General features: G+C 34.2%; 15 protein-coding genes. 5 read left to right on the top strand and 10 right to left on the bottom strand.

The genetic code is table 11. The annotated features are described in order from the left end of the window. Nucleotides 1-2 precede the first annotated feature (2 nt). Genes Q0871_RS12595 through Q0871_RS12620 form a run of 6 tightly spaced genes read right to left on the bottom strand, consistent with a single transcriptional unit; the run spans nt 3 to nt 9,215 of the window. Nucleotides 3-1,952 carry a thiamine pyrophosphate-dependent enzyme gene (locus Q0871_RS12595; RefSeq protein WP_299323999.1) on the bottom strand — a complete coding sequence of 650 codons (1,950 nt, stop codon included), beginning with the start codon at nt 1,950-1,952 and terminating at the stop codon, nt 3-5. An 18-nt stretch (nt 1,953-1,970) separates the two neighbouring features. Beyond that, the gene (locus Q0871_RS12600; RefSeq protein ID WP_299324001.1) at nt 1,971-2,627 is read right to left on the bottom strand and encodes an NAD(P)H-hydrate epimerase; all 657 of its coding nucleotides are present in this window, start codon (nt 2,625-2,627) and stop codon (nt 1,971-1,973) included. A 2-nt stretch (nt 2,628-2,629) separates the two neighbouring features. Then, nucleotides 2,630-3,364 (bottom strand): hypothetical protein, encoded by a 735-nt coding sequence (locus Q0871_RS12605; RefSeq protein WP_299324006.1) that lies wholly within the window; start codon nt 3,362-3,364, stop codon nt 2,630-2,632. A 13-nt stretch (nt 3,365-3,377) separates the two neighbouring features. After that, on the bottom strand, nt 3,378-4,991 hold the full coding sequence (locus tag Q0871_RS12610; protein WP_299324011.1) for a glutamate synthase-related protein: 1,614 nt from the start codon (nt 4,989-4,991) through the stop codon (nt 3,378-3,380). A gap of 17 nt (nt 4,992-5,008) precedes the next feature. Further along, nucleotides 5,009-8,515 carry a metallophosphatase gene (locus Q0871_RS12615; RefSeq protein WP_299324016.1) on the bottom strand — a complete coding sequence of 1,169 codons (3,507 nt, stop codon included), beginning with the start codon at nt 8,513-8,515 and terminating at the stop codon, nt 5,009-5,011. Nucleotides 8,516-8,549: 34 nt separating this feature from the next. Further along, nucleotides 8,550-9,215 carry a Crp/Fnr family transcriptional regulator gene (locus Q0871_RS12620; RefSeq protein WP_299324020.1) on the bottom strand — a complete coding sequence of 222 codons (666 nt, stop codon included), beginning with the start codon at nt 9,213-9,215 and terminating at the stop codon, nt 8,550-8,552. A 331-nt stretch (nt 9,216-9,546) separates the two neighbouring features. Here Q0871_RS12620 and Q0871_RS12625 point away from each other — a divergent pair, with 331 nt between their 5' ends. Continuing rightward, complete coding sequence (locus Q0871_RS12625) at nt 9,547-10,020, top strand: nucleoside deaminase (protein WP_299324771.1); 474 nt, start codon at nt 9,547-9,549, stop codon at nt 10,018-10,020. A gap of 106 nt (nt 10,021-10,126) precedes the next feature. Here the strand turns inward: Q0871_RS12625 and Q0871_RS12630 are convergent, their stop codons facing one another. Beyond that, nucleotides 10,127-11,623, bottom strand: coding sequence for a DUF4832 domain-containing protein (locus tag Q0871_RS12630; protein WP_299324024.1), 1,497 nt, complete (start codon nt 11,621-11,623; stop codon nt 10,127-10,129). Between the two features lie 140 nt (nt 11,624-11,763). Continuing rightward, nucleotides 11,764-12,861, bottom strand: a complete 1,098-nt coding sequence (locus Q0871_RS12635; RefSeq protein WP_299324030.1) for a DUF5009 domain-containing protein — start codon at nt 12,859-12,861, stop codon at nt 11,764-11,766. Between the two features lie 610 nt (nt 12,862-13,471). On the opposite strand from Q0871_RS12635, the gene Q0871_RS12640 reads away from it, so the two are divergent. Continuing rightward, entirely contained in the window at nt 13,472-13,678 is a 207-nt protein-coding gene (locus Q0871_RS12640) for a DUF547 domain-containing protein (RefSeq protein ID WP_299324772.1), read from the top strand. A 33-nt stretch (nt 13,679-13,711) separates the two neighbouring features. Here Q0871_RS12640 and Q0871_RS12645 read toward each other — a convergent pair whose 3' ends face one another. Then, nucleotides 13,712-14,506 carry a gluconate 5-dehydrogenase gene (locus tag Q0871_RS12645; RefSeq protein WP_299324035.1) on the bottom strand — a complete coding sequence of 265 codons (795 nt, stop codon included), beginning with the start codon at nt 14,504-14,506 and terminating at the stop codon, nt 13,712-13,714. Between the two features lie 352 nt (nt 14,507-14,858). Next, nucleotides 14,859-15,719 carry an acyl-CoA thioesterase II gene (locus Q0871_RS12650; RefSeq protein ID WP_299324039.1) on the bottom strand — a complete coding sequence of 287 codons (861 nt, stop codon included), beginning with the start codon at nt 15,717-15,719 and terminating at the stop codon, nt 14,859-14,861. A 456-nt stretch (nt 15,720-16,175) separates the two neighbouring features. Here Q0871_RS12650 and Q0871_RS12655 point away from each other — a divergent pair, with 456 nt between their 5' ends. The 3 genes from Q0871_RS12655 to Q0871_RS12665 all read left to right on the top strand — a co-directional run bounded on the left by Q0871_RS12655 (nt 16,176) and on the right by Q0871_RS12665 (nt 21,723). Continuing rightward, nucleotides 16,176-17,357, top strand: coding sequence for an acetyl-CoA C-acyltransferase (locus Q0871_RS12655; RefSeq protein ID WP_299324044.1), 1,182 nt, complete (start codon nt 16,176-16,178; stop codon nt 17,355-17,357). A gap of 702 nt (nt 17,358-18,059) precedes the next feature. Then, nucleotides 18,060-20,939 carry a TonB-dependent receptor gene (locus Q0871_RS12660; RefSeq protein ID WP_299324047.1) on the top strand — a complete coding sequence of 960 codons (2,880 nt, stop codon included), beginning with the start codon at nt 18,060-18,062 and terminating at the stop codon, nt 20,937-20,939. Nucleotides 20,940-21,114: 175 nt separating this feature from the next. Then, a complete protein-coding gene (locus tag Q0871_RS12665; protein ID WP_299324050.1) occupies nt 21,115-21,723 on the top strand; it encodes a Crp/Fnr family transcriptional regulator in 609 nt (202 codons plus the stop codon). Nucleotides 21,724-21,750: the final 27 nt, after the last annotated feature.

Consider the following 21,750-nt stretch of genomic DNA (forward strand, 5'->3'; position numbering starts at 1 on the left):
TTTTAAATCAAACTAGCGTCAGTGATTATTTCCAGTAATGCCGGACCATCGTGTGCTTTTAGTTTTTCTAAAGCAGGTATTAATTCTTCTATTTTGGTAACTCTAATACCAAGTGCTCCACAATTCTCTGCATACTTTGAAAAATTAGCATTGTGTAAAGAAGTTTTCCAAACATCCAATTCAGCCGCTTTTTGCTCCTTTGAAATTTTACCGATTTCCGAGTTGTTTAAAAGCACATGCTTAATATTCATATTGTATTTCACCAAAGTCATCATCTCACCTAAATACTGACCAAAGCCACCATCACCTGAGACCGACCAAATAGGTCTTTCGTTGCCTTGAGCAGCCCAAGCGCCCATTGCTGCAGGCAATGCAAAACCAATAGAACCCAAGTAACCGGACATTAATACAGATTGATTTTTAGGTTCAAAATAACGACCAAAAGAATAGGTGTTATTACCAACATCTACGGCAATAACCGCATTGTCTGGCACTACTTTGTTCATTGCATCAAATACAGCTATTGAACTTAAACCCACCGTACTTTCATCTTGTAACCTACTTGCTTTTTCTTCTTGCCATATCTCCCATCGTTTTGCAATTTCTGGGCGTCTATCTACCGTATTTATTTTTCCTTCGGTTTGTTCTTCTATAATGGTCAAGGTTTCAGAAATCTCTCCCCATAGGGCAGCATCAACTTTATGAAATTTACTTAAAGCTGCTGGGTCATAATCTACCTGTATAATAGGTTTTTTAGGCGTAATACCTGTATGATTAGAAAACGATGCTCCAAAAACAATCAATAAATCACTCTCGTTCATAAACCATGAAGCTATGGGCGTTCCGCTTCTTCCTAGTACTCCACAACCTAATTCATGATGGTCAGAAATTTGTCCTTTTCCTTTAAAGGTGGTGATTACCGGACAGTTTAATTTTTCAGCAAATGCGATTATAGCATCCATTTGAAATCGAGCGCCATGCCCTACTATAATTGCAGGTCTTTCAGATTCTGTAATCATACCTACTGCTTTCGCTACCATTTGTCTTGGTGGTGAAATATTAAAAGGTGTAATTCTATCTTCTGGAGTCTGTGCCTTTTCGTTATCTGGCTTTGGCATAAAGGCAACCTCATCTGGGAAAGTAATATGAGATACATCTCTATTTATTAATGCGCTTTTAATAGCCAAGCTCATTAACTCGCTATGCTTAGAGTTTTGTTGTACACTATGGTTAAAATTGGCTACGGTTTGAAAAGCACCTACCAAATCTACCTCTTGAAAAGCACCTGTTCCTAGTACTTGTGTATTTACCTGACCAGAAATAGCCAGCATTGGTGAACGGTCTACTTTAGCATCCCACATACCTGTGAACATATTGGTAGAACCCGGACCTGCAATACCAAAGCAAACTGCGGGTTTCCCCATTAGTTTACCATAAGCAGATGCCGCAAATGCTGCAGCGCCTTCATGACGTATTCCGAAAAACTTGAAATTTCCTTTTTCTTCTTGACGCATCATGGCATCGGCAACCCCTAGGTTTGAGTGACCAACCATACCAAAACCGGTATCAACGCCCCAATTTATCATGGTTTCTATCATCACATCAGAAATCGTTTCTGCGTGCTTCTCTTCCTCTTCAATACCTACAAAAATTTCATCGCCTTCTTCCTTTGTTGGAAAAGTTTCAATACCATCATCAAAACCACCTGGCGGCACACCGGTACATGGGTCAAAATCCCAACCGTGCCAAGGACAACGTAACAATCCGTTTTCAATAGAACCTTCGCCTAAAGGACCACCTTGGTGTGGACACTTATTATCTAGAGCAGAAAATTTGCCTTTAAAATGTGTTAAACAAATACCTTTATGAGCAGCAGTAACAGTCATTACACGACCTTCTGCCAATCTCTTTTTATTATCTAACACTTTATGCCACACTACTTTCTTTTCCATGGGTCGGTTTTTTTCTGGTTATTTAATTTTTATCAATTGGTATTTTTTAAAATCAGGCATTTGAATATTGAAATGCTCATAAACCGATTTTGGAATTCCCAAATCAGCCATAAATACTTCTACTCCGTTTGGTAATTTTTCTAAAAGAATTTTAGGAGCTGCCAAGGTCATTACCTGGTTCGCTTTAAACCCTGATAATTCACCATCTTTAGAAATACCAACGGGAATGTCCAATGATATTCTAAATGCCGCTGATGCGTTTGCTAATGCAATACTTTTTACAAATGCCTCTGACAATGGTAATCTTTGAGAGAATCCTAAATAGGCATCTACCCAAATATCCGTTGTTTCTGGAATACCTTCTTTAGCTCCAAACAACAACGCTCTTTCTAATTGTGCTTTTGGTAGGTCTTTGGTAATAGGAACTACCAAATCTAAATTCACATCAAACCCCCAAGCAGCAAGTCTGCGAGCAGCTACTAAACCGCCGCCGCCATTGTTTCCATTACCAACGCCAATAGTGATAACAGAGGCCTCAGTTATCTTTTTAGCGATTAATCTTGCTAGTTGAAGCCCCGCATTTTCCATCATCAATTCAATGGACAGGTTGTATTTTTCAACCGCCCAATAATCCATCTCTTTAAAGGCTTCTAACGAAAGACTGGTTACTTGCATATTTACTTTTTATAGGTATTGATAGCTTTCGTGAAAAACTGTACCACTTGTTCTTTGTCAATTTTTGTAACAGGCAAAACTGCTCCTTTAAATCCGTCGTTTTTCCATTCACCTAATGAAAGAGAATCAAACTTAGCGGTATCTAAACCGCTATGACCTTTGTATCCGCTGATATAAAAATAGTGCTCATTGATCATCGTATCAGGTACAGCTAAACCAAAGCCTATAGATAAATCATCAGAAATAATAACATAAGCACCTGAATCAAAATGATGGGGCCAAATACGAATGTCTGATGACAAACCATTAACCTCAAGTGTTCTTTCTAGACCAGATTGCGTCAAACTTCTTAAATCGGCAAGTTCCTTTAATTTAGATGCATCTAATATAAAGGTGAAAGAATCATCAATTGAATATGGTAGCTCGTAATGAAAACCATAGGTGTATTTCTTACCCAAAAATGTATCCGCAGAACTTATCAGCCATTCTAATATTTGTTGATGGGTTTTACCATCTAACGTAAAAGAAGCATTGTTCTTAGGGGAATTCCATTCTAACGAAAAGGTATTATAATTTAATGAAAGAACGTCCCCATCTGTTGATAATGGGTGGGTTTCTAGACGTTGTTTTTTAATTGACCATCCAAGATTAGTATGACTATCATCTGCCTTCTTCTCTACAAAACTTATTCCTGCAGCTGCTAAATATTGCGCTGCTAAGTGCATCATTTTATCCATCTATATATTGTTTTTAAGCGTTAACACCGCCATAATTAATTCCTGTTAAACGATGCATATCATGATTAAAAGTAGATAAGTCATCAAAATTGAATTTTGAGATATCATCATGACCGCAAGCTCTCGCAATAACTTTGATCAGGTTATTTGTGGCATCAAAATAGTTATGCAATTGTTTCGCCGAAGAATCAATAATCAACCTACTACGCAATGATTCTTTTTGCGTTGCAATACCCACAGGGCAGTTGTTACTTCCGCAAGCACGCATACCTAAACAGCCAATTGCCTGCAAGGCCGAATTAGATACGGCAATAGCATCGGCACCTAACATAAGGGCTTTACCAAAATCTTCAGCAACTCTTAAACCTCCGGTGATTACCAAGGTGACATCTGTAGCACCAACTTTATCTAAATATTTTCTTGCTCTTGCCAAAGCAGGAATTGTTGGTACATTGATATTATCTCTTAATATAGTTGGTGCGGAACCTGTTCCCCCACCTCTACCATCTAAAATGATATAATCTACACCCACATCTAATGCAAACTGAATATCTTTTTCTATATGACTTGCGGCAATTTTGAATCCGATCGGTATACCACCTGTACGCTCTCTTACCTGAGCTGCGAAAGATTTGAAGTCATCTACACCATGAAAATCTGGGAAAGTGGCTGGTGAAATTGCCGTCTCACCTTCTTTTAAACCTCTTACCTCAGCAATTTCCTTACTTACTTTAGCACCTGGTAAATGACCACCAGTACCTGTTTTTGCTCCTTGTCCGCCTTTAAAATGAAATGCCTGTACATTATCTAACTTATCCCAAGTAAAGCCGAATTTTGCCGAAGCCAATTCGTAAAAATACTTGCTATTATTTTCTTGCTCTTGAGGCAACATACCACCTTCTCCTGAACAAATACCCGTACCTGCCAGTTCTGCACCTTTAGACAACGCTATTTTTGCTTCGCGTGACAAAGCACCAAAACTCATATCACTCACAAAAAGGGGAATATCTAAATGTAAAGGCTTTTTAGCCTTTGGTCCTATAACCACCTTTGTAGCCACCTCATCTTCATCTAGCAACGGTCTACTTGCCAATTGGGCAGGCAAAAATTGAATATCGCTCCATTTTGGTAACGTATTTCTATCTACACCCATGGAAGCCGAAAAACCGTGATGCCCTAAATTTTTAAGTCCGTTGGTAGCTAATTCTTTTATATACCCTGTATATGGTTCTGTTTCTTCAGGGTGTGTATCCGCGTAAGCGCCCAAATACGCATCTCTATTGAAAGGTTGCGGACTATCTACTAAATAAGCATCTATCTCTTCTTCATCTACAAAAAGACTACCGCCCTCTATTTTAGTAGTAAACTTATGTAATACCTCAGCATTATTATATTCAGAAACACCGGTATCTACTCTATAATCCCAACCGTGAACACCACAAATAAGGTTATGACCATCTACATGACCATCAGACATTAATGCCCCTCTATGCAGACATCTACCATACAAAACAGAAATATCATCATCAAATTTTACGATTACTAAATCCAAACCATTGACTAATGCGTGTTCTGGTTTTTTGTTTTCTAAAGTGTCTACTTGGGCAATTGCAATTGGTTTTTTCATTGGTAGTAATTTTTTAATTAAAAAGAAAAGCCTAGTGCGAAGACAACACGCCCACCATCTAAACTATTAAAATATCCTATGTTAGCCGTAAAAGCTTCAGCTCCTATAAGCCAAGCTGATGCACCTACTGAATTATGCCATTTATTTGAAGTGTCATCTTCAACCCAAACCCTACCATAATCGAAACTACCGGTAAGTCCGAATCTAAAAGGTACAAGGCTGGTTCTTAACCCTCCTAAAGGAAACCTTAAATCTGTATTCTGATAAAAAGATTGTTTTCCAGTAAATCTTTCATTTCTAAATCCTCTTAAGCTCTTGATACCGCCAATAGTTGCTGCATGGTAAAATTCAAAATCATCACCGATCAATGCTTCACCTGCAATCTTGGTTGCAAAAACGATACTACCGCTTTTAGTTAATTTGTGATCTATGATTAATTGTGGTTGTATGTACGCAAAACTATTATCTGCTTCGGTATTATCTATATTCGTTTTATAACCTATGGTCAGCCCTGCATCTAGCCCCAAGGTAGGAAAAGCGGCACTATTTTTATTTTTGAAATTATAAGCAGTTTCTACGCCTGCATAGGTTTGCCTATCAAAAATTGTATTAGTCTGTGGTAGTTGTGCTACAAAACGATCGGCTGTATTATCAACCTCAAAAGATTCTATTAAAGGTTTAAAATAGAAAGAACCTCCGTTAATACCTTCCCATTGTAATGACACTGCTGCTTTAAATTTACTAATTCTAATTCTATTAAAATCTAAATCCACCTCATCAGCGTCATAAAGCGTTTCATTACCAAAGCCGAAGAAATTTTCTGAAAAACTAGGACTTGTGTATAAACCTTCTAAACCAAAATTCCAGTTATGAAAAATATTTGAAAACTCCCCTTTATACGACAAATCAAAACCTGATGTACTGGTATAATATGCAGCATTAATACTATGCTTATAAGTAAATGGATTACGTTGTAAACTATATGAAGTATGATTACTAATCACTCCTAATTTAACTCCGTCATCTGGATTGAATGCTATTATAGGTAACAACTGATTAAAATTATATTTTACTTTTTTATGATCGTAATTATTTAATTCATAATCATTTACCAACCATTTTTTAGATCTTTTATTCACAATGGTATTCTCCTTATCCTTGTAATCATAAAGTTTTACCTTTCGTGTGTTTTTAAAGTCGTAGGTGTCATTTTTCTTTCCACCTACAATTTTAATTTTTATAGGATGGTCTCCCTCACCTTCTACCGTGAACGTATCTTTTCCATCCAACCCAAATAGCCAAATTTCTTTGGTAATGTCATTCGAAAATGTATGATTTAAAAGACCTAAATCTTTACGGTCTATTTTTACCGTAGTCTTACCTTCTGCTAATCTAGTTATGGTAAAATCATCTGCTTTCTGTGTTCCTGTAACAACTTGAAACTTGTTCAAATAGAGATAATATGCTTTTGTTATTTTTTTAAGATTATCTCTTCTACCTTTTAATTTCTGTTTAATATCATCTATGATTGGTCCTTTTATCTCATCAGGAATTGCTTCAAAAGCATTTTCAATATCAGCATCTGATAACTGATCTTGAATATGACTGGTTTGCTTCTCCCACTCTTCCCAACCAGAAGCATGGATAAAAGTTAAGTCTAAATGATATGGAGATGATGCAAACCATTTTACACTTCTAAGATCTTCATCATAAGTTTGCATTTTACGTAGCCCTGGTATTACTCTTGTCAGAAAACTGATTAAAGTACCGTCGTATTTTGAAAATGCTTGGTCACGGTCTCTTGGTATCGGGCTACAATACTCCGTTCCGTCTTCATTCTTATAAAGTGCCCAGCGCCATTGGTCTTCATGTCGATCCCAATCTCCCAAAAGCATATCGAATATTCTTGCACGGATATAAGAAGACTCATCCACTACCGATTTACCCGATCTATTTATTTCTTGTAAAACATCTGCAGTACTTAATATTTTTAAAGGTTTTCCAAAACTTTCTGCTTCTATCTGTGTATCGCCCACATGCTCTTCAATCATGTACAATTCATCACCAAACTCATCATTATAAACCCCTAATGTTTCTTGTTTAGGAATATAGTATAAAATAGGATTGGTATGGTTAACACCCACTGCTTTAGAAAGGCTACCAATAGCAAAAGGAGTATATGGGTTTGAAGTCGTATAAAAATCGGCTAGAAATTTATCTACGGTTGTACCATCTAAAACATCGCCAATATAAGTTTCTTGAAAAGCATTCGCTTGTAGAAACTTTATGGTACTCTTTTTTAAAGCACGCATAACATATTGCTTACCTTCTTTATCTTCTAATCTAAGTGATTTTGATTGTTGTCCTCCTCCTCGCTTTAACGGGGTTAAACCTCCCATTAAAGTATCTAAGAAAACTACTGGTGCGTTAACTTCTTTACCATAGAATTCTCGGTAATGATCACCCCAAAGCGCTTTATAGAATCCGCTTTTTGTTGCAGCTTCTTTCGTATAAATAGCCGCTGATTTTTTAGCTCCTAGATTTTTATCGAAGTTGTATACTTGTAAATCTTCAGTTTCGCTTTTTAGTACAGTAGTCTTAAAAACTTCATTAAAAGAACCATTTTCTAAAGCATAGTAATTTGCCTTTACACTACCGCCAGTTGTAATATCTAGGCGAACATAACCTTTTCTGGCTATAGAAAAATCATCTGGTTCACCATGTTTAACAGCTTCTAATTTCCCAGCAGCACCACTTGTAATTTGAGGAACACTACCATTAATATATTGCAAATTTTTACCTTGACCCGATAAGAAGATAACATTATCTGCCCCTATAGCCATTGTTTTCAACCTGTTTCTAAGCGTTCGGTACTGCTTATTTTGAAACTCTTGAGTTGAGAAGCCACCAATACTACTAAAAAAGCCCTGCTTGCTATTTGTTTTTATGGGGTGATATAATGCAACAAATACAATTTTACCTTGTGCTTTTTTAATTCGATTTTCAAATTCTAAAAAAAATAAGTTCCTATTCTGAATTTCAGAATCTTCATTTATATAAATATGATTGTCCCAGTTTTCTAAGAACCATTGAGAATCTACCGTAATCAATTCTACGTTTTCTCCTAAATCTTGATGCTTAATAGGTTCAGCATCATCTGGAGAAAATTTGGCTTTACTATTTTTTTGTATATATTTTTCAATTTCAGAAACACCTTTATGGCCTTTTGACCATTCTTTATTACCAGATATAAAAATGACATCATTACCCAGGTTAGACATGATTGACAACTGCTTATCTAATGACTTTTCAATTTCAGTCTTAGGTGCAGTGTTTCCTATTATTAATACTGTAGGTTTCTTAGCTAACTGCGATTCTTTTGAAATTTTAGAGAGAACCTCAGTATTTGTAGTATCCCATGTGTTACCAGTAACAAAAATAGACCGTTCTATTTCCTGAGAAGAAACGGTAGTTGCAAATAGCGCTAAATGGAATATTAAGAGAAAATGGGCTAACTTTTTCATTATAATCGGTTTATTTAGTGTGTGTTTAAAAAATTTATAAGGCACTTTTTGAATATGATATAAATTTTGAATCATAATCAATAATATTATCTTTTCGCATTATGCTTAATACATTATTTACTGTCTGCCTAGAGGTATTGGTCAAGTTGGCAATGTCTTTATGGGAAAGTAGGTTTTTTGCCACTACCCTATCATTTTCTATTTCACCAAACTCTTCTATAAAAGCTTTTATAAATTCAGAGATTCTTGTTTTACTGTCCTTATATAATAGGTCTTGCAGTCTTGTTTCTAATTTTCTGATACGAAGACCATATATTTTTAACAGACCATTTTTTAAAGACTTATACTTTTCCATTAAGCCTTCCATCATGTCAGATTCGATATAACAGATTACCACGTCTTCTAGAGCAATGGCTACTTCTTTAGACGATTTATCCTTATCATAAATAGATAGCTCACCAAAAATATTCCCCTTTTTAACGACGTATTTTACAATGTCATTTTCTGAGTCCATGATTTTAACAGATCCATTTTTTAAAAAGAAAATGCATTTTTTATCTCTTGCCCCTATTTCAATGATACCGCCTTTGTCTATATGATCCATTTCTAGAAGATCACAGAGTTTCATCATAGAAGGCATCCCTAATTTTTGAAAAAGGCTAAATCCTTCTAAGAACCAATATTTCGTAATTGCTTTCAATATCTATTTTTAATAAAAACCAATATTACTGATTATCAACAGTATGCAGAAAATTTAAATTTATTAGAGTTACTTTACACGACAGTTTAATAAAATTTATGGAGCTTCAAATTGGAAAAGTAACGTAATTAATATTCCTCCTAAATCTTTTAAAAAAATTGGTCGATTTTAACATTCAGTCGTAATAATATTCTAATCTTTCATAATTTTTTTAACAATTACCTAGAATAGGACATTCGCTTTCTAAAAACTACTACTAAGAATTGCACATAAAAGATGTAATTTTGCACCCCCAAATAATGAATACATACTATTAGAATTTATAATTATGATGAAAGATCACGCGTTTTTTATGAGAAGAGCCATTGAAATGGCAGCAAAGGGAATGAACTCGAACGCCGGAGGACCTTTTGGTGCCGTGGTAGTTAAAGATGGAGAAATTATTGCGGAAGGACATAATAAAGTAACCTCAACCAATGACCCAACAGCACATGCAGAAATGGTGGTTATTAGAGATGCCTGTAAAACATTAAACACGTTTCAACTAACTGATTGTATTATATACACCTCATGCGAGCCTTGCCCTATGTGTTTTGGTGCTATTTATTGGGCTAGACCTAAAGCTGTGTACTATGGTTGTGATAAAGCTGATGCAAAAGCTATAGATTTTGATGACCAATTTATTTATGATGAACTTGAAGTGGGCATGGACCAGAGACAAATTCACTTTAAACAAATGTTACAGGAAGAAGCTGTAGAAGTGTTTAATAACTGGGCTTCTAAACAAGATAAGACGAATTATTGAATCAAGAATGCAAGCCTCTGCCCACCGTATATTTTACCTTTCCATTTTAAAAATGAAATGTAAGTGATGTATAGCTTTGTTTGAATATTAAATAGAAACAAATAAACTAATTAATTTTTATATCAGAATATAACAAATTCCAACCCGTTGAAGGATCCCATATAGAATTAGCATTTAATTTACCAGCTAATCGAATGGAATATTCTGGACGATTATATATTGTTGGTTCTTGATCTGCTAAATTTAAATATAATTCATAGTTTCCATTAGGTAAGGTTTCTGGCCAAAGTATATTTAATTTAATATCTTGTAATTCATCTGTAAACCAATATCTAGGATCACTATCAATTTTAGTTTTAAATGTTTTTTGATTTTCTTTATTTTTAAGAATTAGTTCTGCAAATCTGTAATTATAGGTTGATGCATAACCTTCATTAACAATATCCAATTCGATATTAATTATTTCATCGTTATTTATTTCTTTAGGAAACATTCCTCTTTTAATTACAAATCTGTATCCTAAATTTCTTTTTATTTCATCGATACATTTATTTGTCCAATCTCCATTTACCGCTCCAGACCATGCTGTATTTAAAAAAGAAGTATGAAAGCGTTTTAAATAAGTTTGAGCACCGCCACCTTCAGCATCGCAATCGTTATATGGGCTATATACATCTTCACCATTATCTCCTCCAGGACAAGTTTCTCCACCAAAAACAAGAAATTTGGTTTCTTCAGCCACATACTTTTTCAAGTTTAATGTATCACTTACCGCTGGCCATTCATGAAAGGAATTGTAAGTCCAATAATCATCATAATTTGCTAAAATACAATCGTTATGATGCGCAAGCCTTGCTATTTTACTGCCGTTAAAAGCATTATCTATAGTTAACGGATTAGTCTTTTCCGGATGTGCTTTTACGCCATCCATTGCTCGTAATTTATAATACGGTGCACGCACTTGAACCATTCTAGATACCGGGACAACCTCTAATAGTTTATCTATAACCTCATTACGGTCTAACCAATTTTGATCAGTTACGGGACCATGTTCTAAATCTCCAAAAAAATCAGAATAAAATTGCTCTCCCCACGGACCAATCAATCCCATTTGAACTACTGAAATAACATCTTTATTCTTCTCTAAAATAGATTTTAATTGATTTAAATGTTCTAAAATAATATTTTTAGGTGCATCTTTAAAAGGAGGCTCACAACAAGAATTGCTATAAGAAAAGCGCAAAACTAGTTTATTACCTACCTTACGTATTATGTCCATATCTTTTTGAATTGCAATTAACATTTCATGAGATATGGGTTTGTCTTTAAAAAGATCTAATTGATAAGACCTATAGGTAAGTGAACTCCCTACAGAAAAACCACCAGCTGCCGGGTTAGGATTTCTTAAATTAAGTAAAATTTTTTCCTCTAACGGCACAAAATTACTCGCTGAAGTTCCAAAAGGTCTATAAAAACCTCTCTCCGGATTTATAAATTCATCATTATCAGTTTCATAAAACACTTCAACTAAAGCTGGCTCCCTGTCTATACAAGAAAAACAGCTTAGAACGAGAATATACAGGTAAATGATTTGTTTTTTCATATTTAGGAAGAATGTTATAATTTTTTAAGGTATTAAGTGTATATAAAAATTTTAAATATTTTTTTTATAACATAATTATATTATGAATATCTATATAAGAAATAAACTGTTTATACACAGGACAATTATTTATAAAGGATTTAAATTTTTATATATGTTTTATTCTTATTCATGTACCAAAGTAATGCGTAGAGAATTAAAAAACCTCCAGTAACTATAATGGTTTCATAAAACGGTCCTGTATATTGTTTTAAACCAAATAACAATTGATCAGCAATGGCAGGAAAATTTATTACATGAGAAAGTACATAAGCTGTAATAGCATTAATGCCTATTATTTTTAAAGGTTTGCCCCATTTTACATAACCTTTGACATCAATAACCCAGTAAAAAGTAGCAAGGAGCAAAAAACAAATACCTGAAGAAGTCAGAACAAAAGAACTGTTCCATAATTTCTTTACAATTGGGTGCCAAAAATTTAAAATTAACCCCAATATAATCCCTAAAACACCAATTAAAACAAGGCTGTACGCTACTTTTTTTCTTGGTAGTTGAGATTTTAATAATTCTCCTGCAAATACACCAGATAAAGTAGTTGCAATAAAACCTAATCCACTTAACAACCATGTATATTGGTAACCATCGTCAAACCTTCCAAAAACTAACCTATCTATATAAATAGCAATGTTTTTATCAGGTAACAACTCACTGTTACCAGCTCCTGGTATATTTGAAAACTCTAATATAAGTGTGTAGAGAATAAGACAAATTGTAAAAATTAAATATCTGCCTTTTTTATTTAAATGCATATAAGCAATACAAGTAAACAAATAACCAACCGCTATTGCTTGTAGTGTATTACTATAAATTTTAAAATTTTCTATATTTAAATGTAATAGGTTTCCTTGTACTACCCACCCCAAAATAAATAATATTATAAAGCGCTTAATAAAATGTTTATATAGTGAAGAGGCGTTACCCGTTTCTTGAACTCGCCTTTCTAAAGAAAAAGGAATAACCACACCAACCAAGAATAAAAAAAGTGGCATTACTATATCATACAAACGAAAACCAAACCATTCTGGATGATTAAATTGTGTAGCTAAAACCTCTGTAAATTTATTTTGTGAACCTTCGTGTAACTCGATAAAAAAACGATCTGCAAATATTATCATTAACATATCAAAGCCTCTTAATACATCAATAGATAATAACCTGTTATTTTTAACTTTAGTCATAATTCTCATTTACAAATTTAATACGTAAGGTTTTTTATTCATGTAAATAGTGACCTATTTAATAAGCAAATTCAAACCAATTATAAGACTTTCTTTTAACCCATGAACAACAAGCAAAGAATTTAACATATAAGATAACCTGGAGCATAAACACTGCTGCTATTGGTGGTAAATTAAAGATAATTGTATAACAGAATTCTTTTGGTTTATCATAATTGTTCTACTTGGAATATCCAAGTATAGGTGCCGTATCTAAACCTTAAAAGTATATTTGAAGACCTTAATCTTTTTGAAAAAGATAACAGTCAGCAAATCAACTTTTTAAAGGATTATAAAACGCGATGGTAAAGAATATGTTTTTCGCTTTGTATTCATATCGCAAGCCTGCTATTATTTAAGACATATTTACTGTTTGTGCATATTCATCGCTATTAACTAAAAGTTTATTTTGCATATTTGTGATAAAACCAGCTAATTCTGCAACAATCTTAATTCTAGATTTTTATGATAAAGAATCTTGCAAATTAGCCTTTGGCACACCTATTTAAACAGCTTATCAAATCAAGTGCTTATAGATAGTTGGTCTGTTAAAGAACAATTGGCTTATTAAATTAATTTATATAATGCACATACGATAGCTTTAATTTTAAGAAATTACCCAACTAAGAGCATTAAAGATATTGACAAACCTTGGGCTACGGATTTTATTAAAATTGGAGATAAAAAATTGTCTTTAGGTGCATTAGAACATAGTATTCTAAGAAAAATGAATCTAAATTTTATAATTAACGTAATCTTGCTTTACTTTTTAAATTAAAGTTGTCTTCGAATATCTCCAAAAAATATAATTTTAATTTTCGTTACTTGGTTTGCCTATAGTTGCTAAAATGCCACCATCTACATATAAAATATGTCCGTTTACAAAATCACTAGCCTTAGATGATAAAAATATAGCTGCCCCTGCTAAATCATCTGGGTCTCCCCATTTTGCAGCTGGCGTTCTATTTAAAATAAACTCATTAAATGGGTGTCCATCAACTCGTATTGGTGCGGTCTGACTTGTTGCAAAATAGCCCGGTCCTATACCGTTTACTTGTATATTATGCTTTGCCCATTCCGTTGCCATATTTTGTGTCAGCATTTTTAATCCGCCTTTTGCAGCGGCATAAGCACCAACAGTATTTCTACCTAGCTCACTCATCATTGAGCAAATATTGATTATTTTACCCTGTTTTCTTGCTATCATGGTTTTCACCACATGTTTAGATACAATAAACGGACTCACCAAATCAACATTGATTACCTCTTTGAAGTCTTCAACCTCCATATCTTCTAAAGGTGTTCTTTTTATAATTCCCGCATTGTTTACTAAAATATCAATAGCACCAACCGTGACCTGAATATCGTTTACAGCTTTTATTACAGCAGCCTCTTCGGTAACATTAAATTTAAATCCGTAAGCATCAATACCCAACGACTTATAAAATGCTACTGCATCATCAATTTTAGATTGCGATGAATTCCCGTTAACAATCAATCTTGCTCCCGCCAAACCTAGTCCCTTTGCCATTGCCATACCAAGACCATGCGTACTGCCGGTTACTAGAGCAATCTTTCCCTTTAAATTAAATAATTCAGTACTCATATTTTTACTTTAATTCTATTACTGCAACATTCACATCGTTATACTACTATAAATTCTCACCAAGCATACATCATATAAATGCGAAGTTCAATGCTTATGAAATTACGATCTAGTGGTTATACTTACATAAATAATTCAAGTAGTTACCCTATAAAATCACATATTGCATATCCTTTTGTTATACCCAAATAAGAATCTAGCTCTAATGTTATGTTAAACTGTACACTTAAAAATCATCTATGATAAATGAGCTTTCTTAGAACTTTGTTTCAATTGATTTTAAAAAGACTTGATACATATAAAAATCATATTTTAAAAAACTCAAAATTTTAAACTACAAACCGCATTGTAATTATACATTTTGCCTCATTAACCCTTCTTGCGCGACCGAAGCAACTAAAACCCCTTTTCTATCGTAAACACTACCTCTTGCAAATCCGCGAGAATTAGATGCACTAGGGCTGTCCATACTATACAACAACCATTTTGTAATATCAAATTCTCTATGAAACCAAATGGCATGGTCTAAACTAGCATAAAACGTCTCACCCTTATTCAATTGCTCTCTATGCGGTAAAGTGGCGGTTGTTAGTAAGTTATAATCAGAAGCATAAGCTAATAATTGTTGCTGCATTGGTAAATTAATTTCAGCAGTATCAGATGTTTTGAGCCAAGTATTAAAAAAAGGAGATCCATTCTCTACCAACTGTGTTGTAAATTTTTCTACCGGTTTAAATTCAAACACTTTAGGCTGTATTGCTTTAAGTCTTTTATATGCCGTAGGATGCAGTTCTTTTATCTCTTCAACTTGTTCTAAACTTGTAGTTAACTTCTCTGGTGGAATTAAATTAGGCATTGGAAACTGATGGTTGACTCCGTCAGCTTTTACCTGAAAAGATGCCGCCATATTAAAAATAGCTACTCCATTTTGTTTCGCCACTACTCTTCTCGTAGTAAAACTACCTCCATTTCTAATTGTATCTACCTCATAACGGATAGGATATCTTAAGTCTCCGCCTAAAATAAAATACCCATGCAAGGAATGGGCTATGCGATCTACTGGAACCGTTTGATAAGCTGCATGCAAAGCTTGTGCTAGCACTTGCCCTCCAAAAACCCTTCCCCAGGGCGCTTGATAATTTTGCCCTTCAAAGGTAGTATCATCTATTTTTTTCAGAGTTATCAACTCTATTAATTCTTTAATTGTCTGCATGTAAAATAACTAGTTGTAAGGGGAACAATTTAAGTATAAAAAAACTAAAAGTGCGTGGTTACTGCTATTCACTTTTAACAAATTGATAAACAAAAACACCTGTGATTTTTGAAATTTCCATAACTAAACACTTGATTTCATTTATATAATAATGGAACATACTATACCATTATAACATATGATGTAAATAAAAATTCAATTCTAAAGGAAATAAGCTAATTATGAAAAAGGTGAATTCCATTAAACTATTATATTAAATCACTGAAATTTTGTTAAAATATTGATTATTCACAAAGCTTTTTCTACCATTGTTATTAATACATAAAATCTAATTTTAAAAAAGGAGTAAGCTCGTTTCGTTTTAAAATCTCTTATCAATATAAAAAGATTGTCAATTCAGCTTACCATATAATCTGTAATCAAACATCTAAAAAACTAATTTATAATACATAAAAAATGAAAGACGCAGTAATTGTATCAACAGCTAGAACTCCTATAGGGAGAGCATATAAAGGGGCTATGAATGCCACCCAAACACCTACAATGGCAGGTTGGGCTATATACGAAGCTGTTAAACGTTCTGGGGTAGATCCATCAGAAATAGATGATGTAATTATGGGTTGTGCTCTACCTCAAGGATCTTCAGGTATGAATATTGGACGAATGGCTGCTCTTGCAGGTGGTTTACCCGTAACAGTCTCTGGTATGACAGTTGATCGCCAATGTTCTTCAGGTATGATGGCGATTGCGACCGCTGCTAAACAAATTTTGTATGACGGAATGAGTGTTGCAATAGGCGGCGGAGTGGAATCTATTTCTATGGTTCAAAACGAACATATGAATACATTTCATATGGTAGATAAAAAATTAAAATTTGTTCATAAAGATGTTTATATGCCAATGCTGCAAACTGCAGAAGTTGTTGCTAAGCGCTATAATATAAGCCGTGAAGCGCAAGATGCATATGCTCTTCAATCTCAAATGCGAACTGCAGCTGCTCAAGAAGCAGGAAAATTTGATGATGAGCTTATACCAATTGAAACGATTAAAGCAATCGTAGACAAGGAAACTAAAGAAATGAGGTTTCACCCTGCATATTTAAACAAAGATGAAGGCAATAGACCCGAAACTACGGCTGAAGGTTTGGCGAGTTTACGTTTAGTAAATGAAGGTGGAACAATAACTGCGGGTAATGCTAGCCAAATGTCTGACGGTGCTTCTGCCTGTGTTTTAATGGATTCTAAATTAGCAGAACAACGTGGTGTTTCACCATTAGGTATATATCGCGGTATTGCCGTTGCCGGTTGTGAACCTGATGAAATGGGAATTGGTCCTGTTTATGCAATACCAAAATTATTAAAGGCAAATGGCTTAAAAATGAGTGACATTGGTCTTTGGGAACTTAACGAGGCTTTTGCCGTTCAAGTACTATATTGTCAAGAGCGTTTAGGTATACCGAATGAATTAATGAATGTTAATGGTGGGGCCATTTCTATTGGTCACCCGTATGGCATGTCTGGATCAAGAATGGTAGCACATGCATTGATAGAAGGAAAAAGACGCGGCGCTAAATATGTAGTATCGACCATGTGTGTTGGAGGCGGAATGGGCGCTGCAGGACTTTTTGAAGTGGTATAACAATCACATCAAATATTGTAATTAATACAACCATTACAAATTTTATATATAAACAACCTCGTGGCGAACCCACGAGGTTTTACATTAGAAATAACCTTTAATTTCAACCTAAGCTTCACCTTATTTAAATATCGATTGCCCAGCTAGTTTATAATTGACAACAAAACAGTATTACTTAATCATTTAAGGAAAAAAAACTTTTATCACTTTTTAAAAGAATGTCATAATCTAGATTATACTTTATCAGAATTACACCGTAAAAAATATAGTAAAAGTTAAGAATAACTTTTACAATCATTTCTAGAACTACTGATTTGATTACAAAAGTACAACATCTCGCTGTGTACATTTTCGGTTACCAATTACTATTCAATAACAGCATACTTAATATCGACTTAATAGTTATAGCATTGATTTGAGCTTACGTTAACCTTATACCAGTACTTTTAAAAACACATATCAATAGAACTATTTTAAGTAGTCATATACGATTGAAAGATGTCAAAAACTAATTATTCATAGTGATTATACAGAAGAAATTGAGTATTTGTGATTTAAATTTTAATCAATAAAAACACATATAAATTATCATATTCATAAATATTTAGTATTAAAATTATTAATTTAATTTATTAAACTAGTTTAATTTAATTATTTAATAATATCTATATATTAGGGCGAACATTAAACCGATCAACCAAAATGAAAAAATTATTCTTAGCGACATTGGCAATTTTTGTGCTATCAACAGTCGCTCTTACAGCACAAACCACTATTTCTGGAGTAATTACAGATGAAGAAATTGGCGACCCTTTAGTTGGTGCCAATGTAATAATACAAGGAACCAATACTGGTGCTAGTACAGATTTTGATGGTAAATTCACCATTACTAGTAATGAACCGCTTCCTTGGAATTTATCTATTAGCTATTCTGGTTATGCTGCTAAAATAATACCGGTAACCAGTGCTAGCTCTAACCTAAAGTATAGCCTAAAAGAAAGTGCTTTTATAATAGATGAAGTGGTCATATCCGCCTCAAGAAGGAGAGAAAAGGTACAAGAAGCTCCTGCTTCAGTAACTGTACTGTCCGCTAAAAAATTAGTGGGCTCCCCACAGATTGATGCCGCCAGAAATTTGGTAAATGTACCAGGTGTTACTGTTCAACAGCAATCTGGCTCTAGAATGAATTTTGAAATGAGAGCAGCTGCTAGTACCTTTAGTACAAGAGTTTTCCCTATTAAAGATTATAGAAGTCTGGTGGCTCCAGGAAATAATACATTTCAATCAGATAAATCAGGTCTTAGCAATATTGATTTGGAAAGAATTGAGGTAGTAAGAGGTGCGGGTTCTGCACTTTACGGTCCTGGTGTAACTTCTGGTGTTATACATTTTATTACCAAAGGTGCAATAGACCACCCCGGAACTACACTTCAAGTTTATGGTGGTGAATTAAATACATATGGCGCTGCTTTAAGACATGCGACTAAAGTTTCCGATAAATTCGGTTTCAAAATAAATCTTCAATACAATAGAGGTGATGAATTTACACTTGATGGTTCTGAAGGCACAACTGCAGCTGATGGCACTTTTACAAGACAAATTGATAAGTTTCAATCTACTATTATACAACCTGCCCTAACTGCTGAAGGTGTAGTAGATAATAGAGTGCCAGGCAGAACTTTACTAGAATTGACTCCTAGAGCAGATGGAAATGTGATGCAAGATTATTATTGGAATATGGGTTCAGATATAACATTAGAATTCCGTCCGCAAGATGATTTAAGTATAATTGTAGCAGGTGGGTTAAATCAAGCTTCTTCTGTGTTTTATAATGATTTAGGGGAGGGTTTATCACAACCGCAAGAAGTTTGGGGACAAGCAAGAATGCAAAAAGGTGGGTTGTTTGCTCAATTTTATACAACTCACACGAATTTTGGTCCTGAAGACAGACCTATATTTTTATATCAAACAGGTAATAGAACTCCCACAGCTATAAAACAATACGAAGGGCAATTGCAATATAACTTTGATATTCCTGATTTTTTAAATTCAAATTTTACGGTTGGGTCAGATTACCGTCTTACTAAAACAGATACCGAAGGATTAGTGCATGGTAGAAATGAAAACGATGATGATTATAATGTATTCGGTATCTATGCACAGGGTAAATTTGAATTGGCAAAAAAGTTAGATTTAGTTTTGGCAGGACGTTTTGATAAATTTAATATTCCTGACGAAACGGCCATCGCTCCTAGAATTGCATTAGTTTATAAGGCAAGTCCAAAACATACGTTTAGAGCTTCTTTTAATAATGCTAGTTTCTCTCCTTCTGCGTCCGAATGGAATTACGATTTCCCTGTTAATTCCCCTGTTCCAGGCTTTTTTGATTTTTGGTTAGCCGGGTCAAATGACATTCATTCATTTGATAATGCAACAAGTATCGAATTTCTAAATCATAATATAACAGCTGCTGGAATAAGTGCGGCGACTGGTATTCCTATTGAAGCACTAACGCCTCTTGCTGGTGCTCTTCCGCAAGAATTACCTAAAGAATTATTAGGCACAGGCGGTCTTAGTAATGAGTTTGTTCATCAATTCGCATCAGGCTCCTTAATTGCAGCTATGCAAGCCAATGGTTTAGAAAATTTTATTGATGATATTCAAGACGTGTTGGCAAATAGCCCTACCGGAAACAACGGAACATTTCTTGGAATTAACGCATTGGAAGGTGGTGCACCTAATAATAATTTAACCAATACAGTACGTGGGGTAATAGCAACATCTAAGACTTATGAAGTTGGTTATAAAGGGATTATAGGTGATAAATTTTCTGCTTCTCTTGATTTGTATGCTATTACAGAAAGAGGCGGTTTTGACTTTACAGCAATTGCTCCGTTAATAGGTTTAAATGGTTTTAGTCAAGATCCTTTTTTAGCTAAAACAGGAGAATTAATAGGCGCATTAGTAGAAGCTGGTTTACCTCAAGAAGCTGCTATAAGCTTAGTCTCGCAAGCCTATGCAGGTACTGCTGCCCTGATTCCCAATTTTTATGGAACAGGCAGTGTTGAAACTAATAGAGTGCCACAAGATGACGGAATCCTACATGTTGCTGCAGGTTACAGAGTTTTTGATGCTCCTTACACAAGATATGGCGCAGATTTAGGTCTTCAATATTTTGCATCGGATAAGTTAACATTCTTCGGTAACTATTCTTGGGTTAACGCTTCTGAGTTTGAAAGAGAACAAGGCGATGGCAGCGCTCCATTTACTACCTTTTTAAATTCACCTGCAAATAAATATAGATTAGGAGCAAATTATGGAGAAGAAAAAGGGATTAGAGCTAACGTATCTTTTCAACATGATGATGCCTTTACTGCAAGTGCCGGACAGTTTTCTGGTGAAGTACAAGAAAAAAACTTAGTAGATGCCGGTATTGGCTACGTATTTAATAACGGTTTGGCGGTAGATGTATCGGCTCAAAATTTATTTGACAATGAATACAGAGCTTTGGTTAATATGCCTTCTATTGGCAGAAGGGTAATTGCTAAATTAACCTATAATTTTGGTGGAAATAAAAAATAAGAATAGTTTTTAAAAAAAGGTAAATGTTGATATTATGAACCAAAGTAAAACTTGAAATAGGTTCAATTATAAGGCTTGATGAATAAAAATTTTATTTTGAGAGCCTCTATAAAGCAGCTTCTTAATTGAACAAAATGCCTATATTTATAGAGTCCCAAAAAGATTTTATAAATAAATGACTTCAACTGTTTCCAAAGATTATTTAAAGAACCTTAAAAATAAAATTCTTTCATATACAGAGGTTGACGAAGATCTTTTAAACCATTGGTTAGGCTATTATAAAAGAATTGATGTTAAGAAGGGTGATACCTTAATTTCTCCTGGGCAAATGGTAGAGCACTTTTACTACGTTGCAAAAGGCTGTATTTACTATTATAAATTGGAAGAGGGTGAGCAAAAAGTGCTTGAATTCTATACAGAAGATATCTTCTTTACAGATTTACCTGCCTATGTAAAAGAAACACCTTCTGACTATTATTTAAAAGCTTCTGAAAATACTATTGTGTATGCCATATCAAAATCTGATGGCGAAAATTCATTCAAAAAATCGCATCAATTAGAGCGTTTTGGCCGCCTTTCAATGCAAGAGGCTTTTATGAAAATTTTTACTCGGGTCGAAAGATTAAGCAATAGAACAAACGAAGAACGTTATCTACGTCTTCTAGAAAAACGCCCAGATTTACTTCAAAGAGTACCACAGTATTTAATTGCCTCATATTTAGGACTAACCCCAGTCGGACTTTCAAAAATCAGAAAGCGTATAAGCATATCGCAACAGAGTTAAATAATTAACAACTACATATTTTTAATC

The sequence above is a fragment of the uncultured Maribacter sp. genome (assembly GCF_947500985.1).
Classification (GTDB): domain Bacteria; phylum Bacteroidota; class Bacteroidia; order Flavobacteriales; family Flavobacteriaceae; genus Maribacter.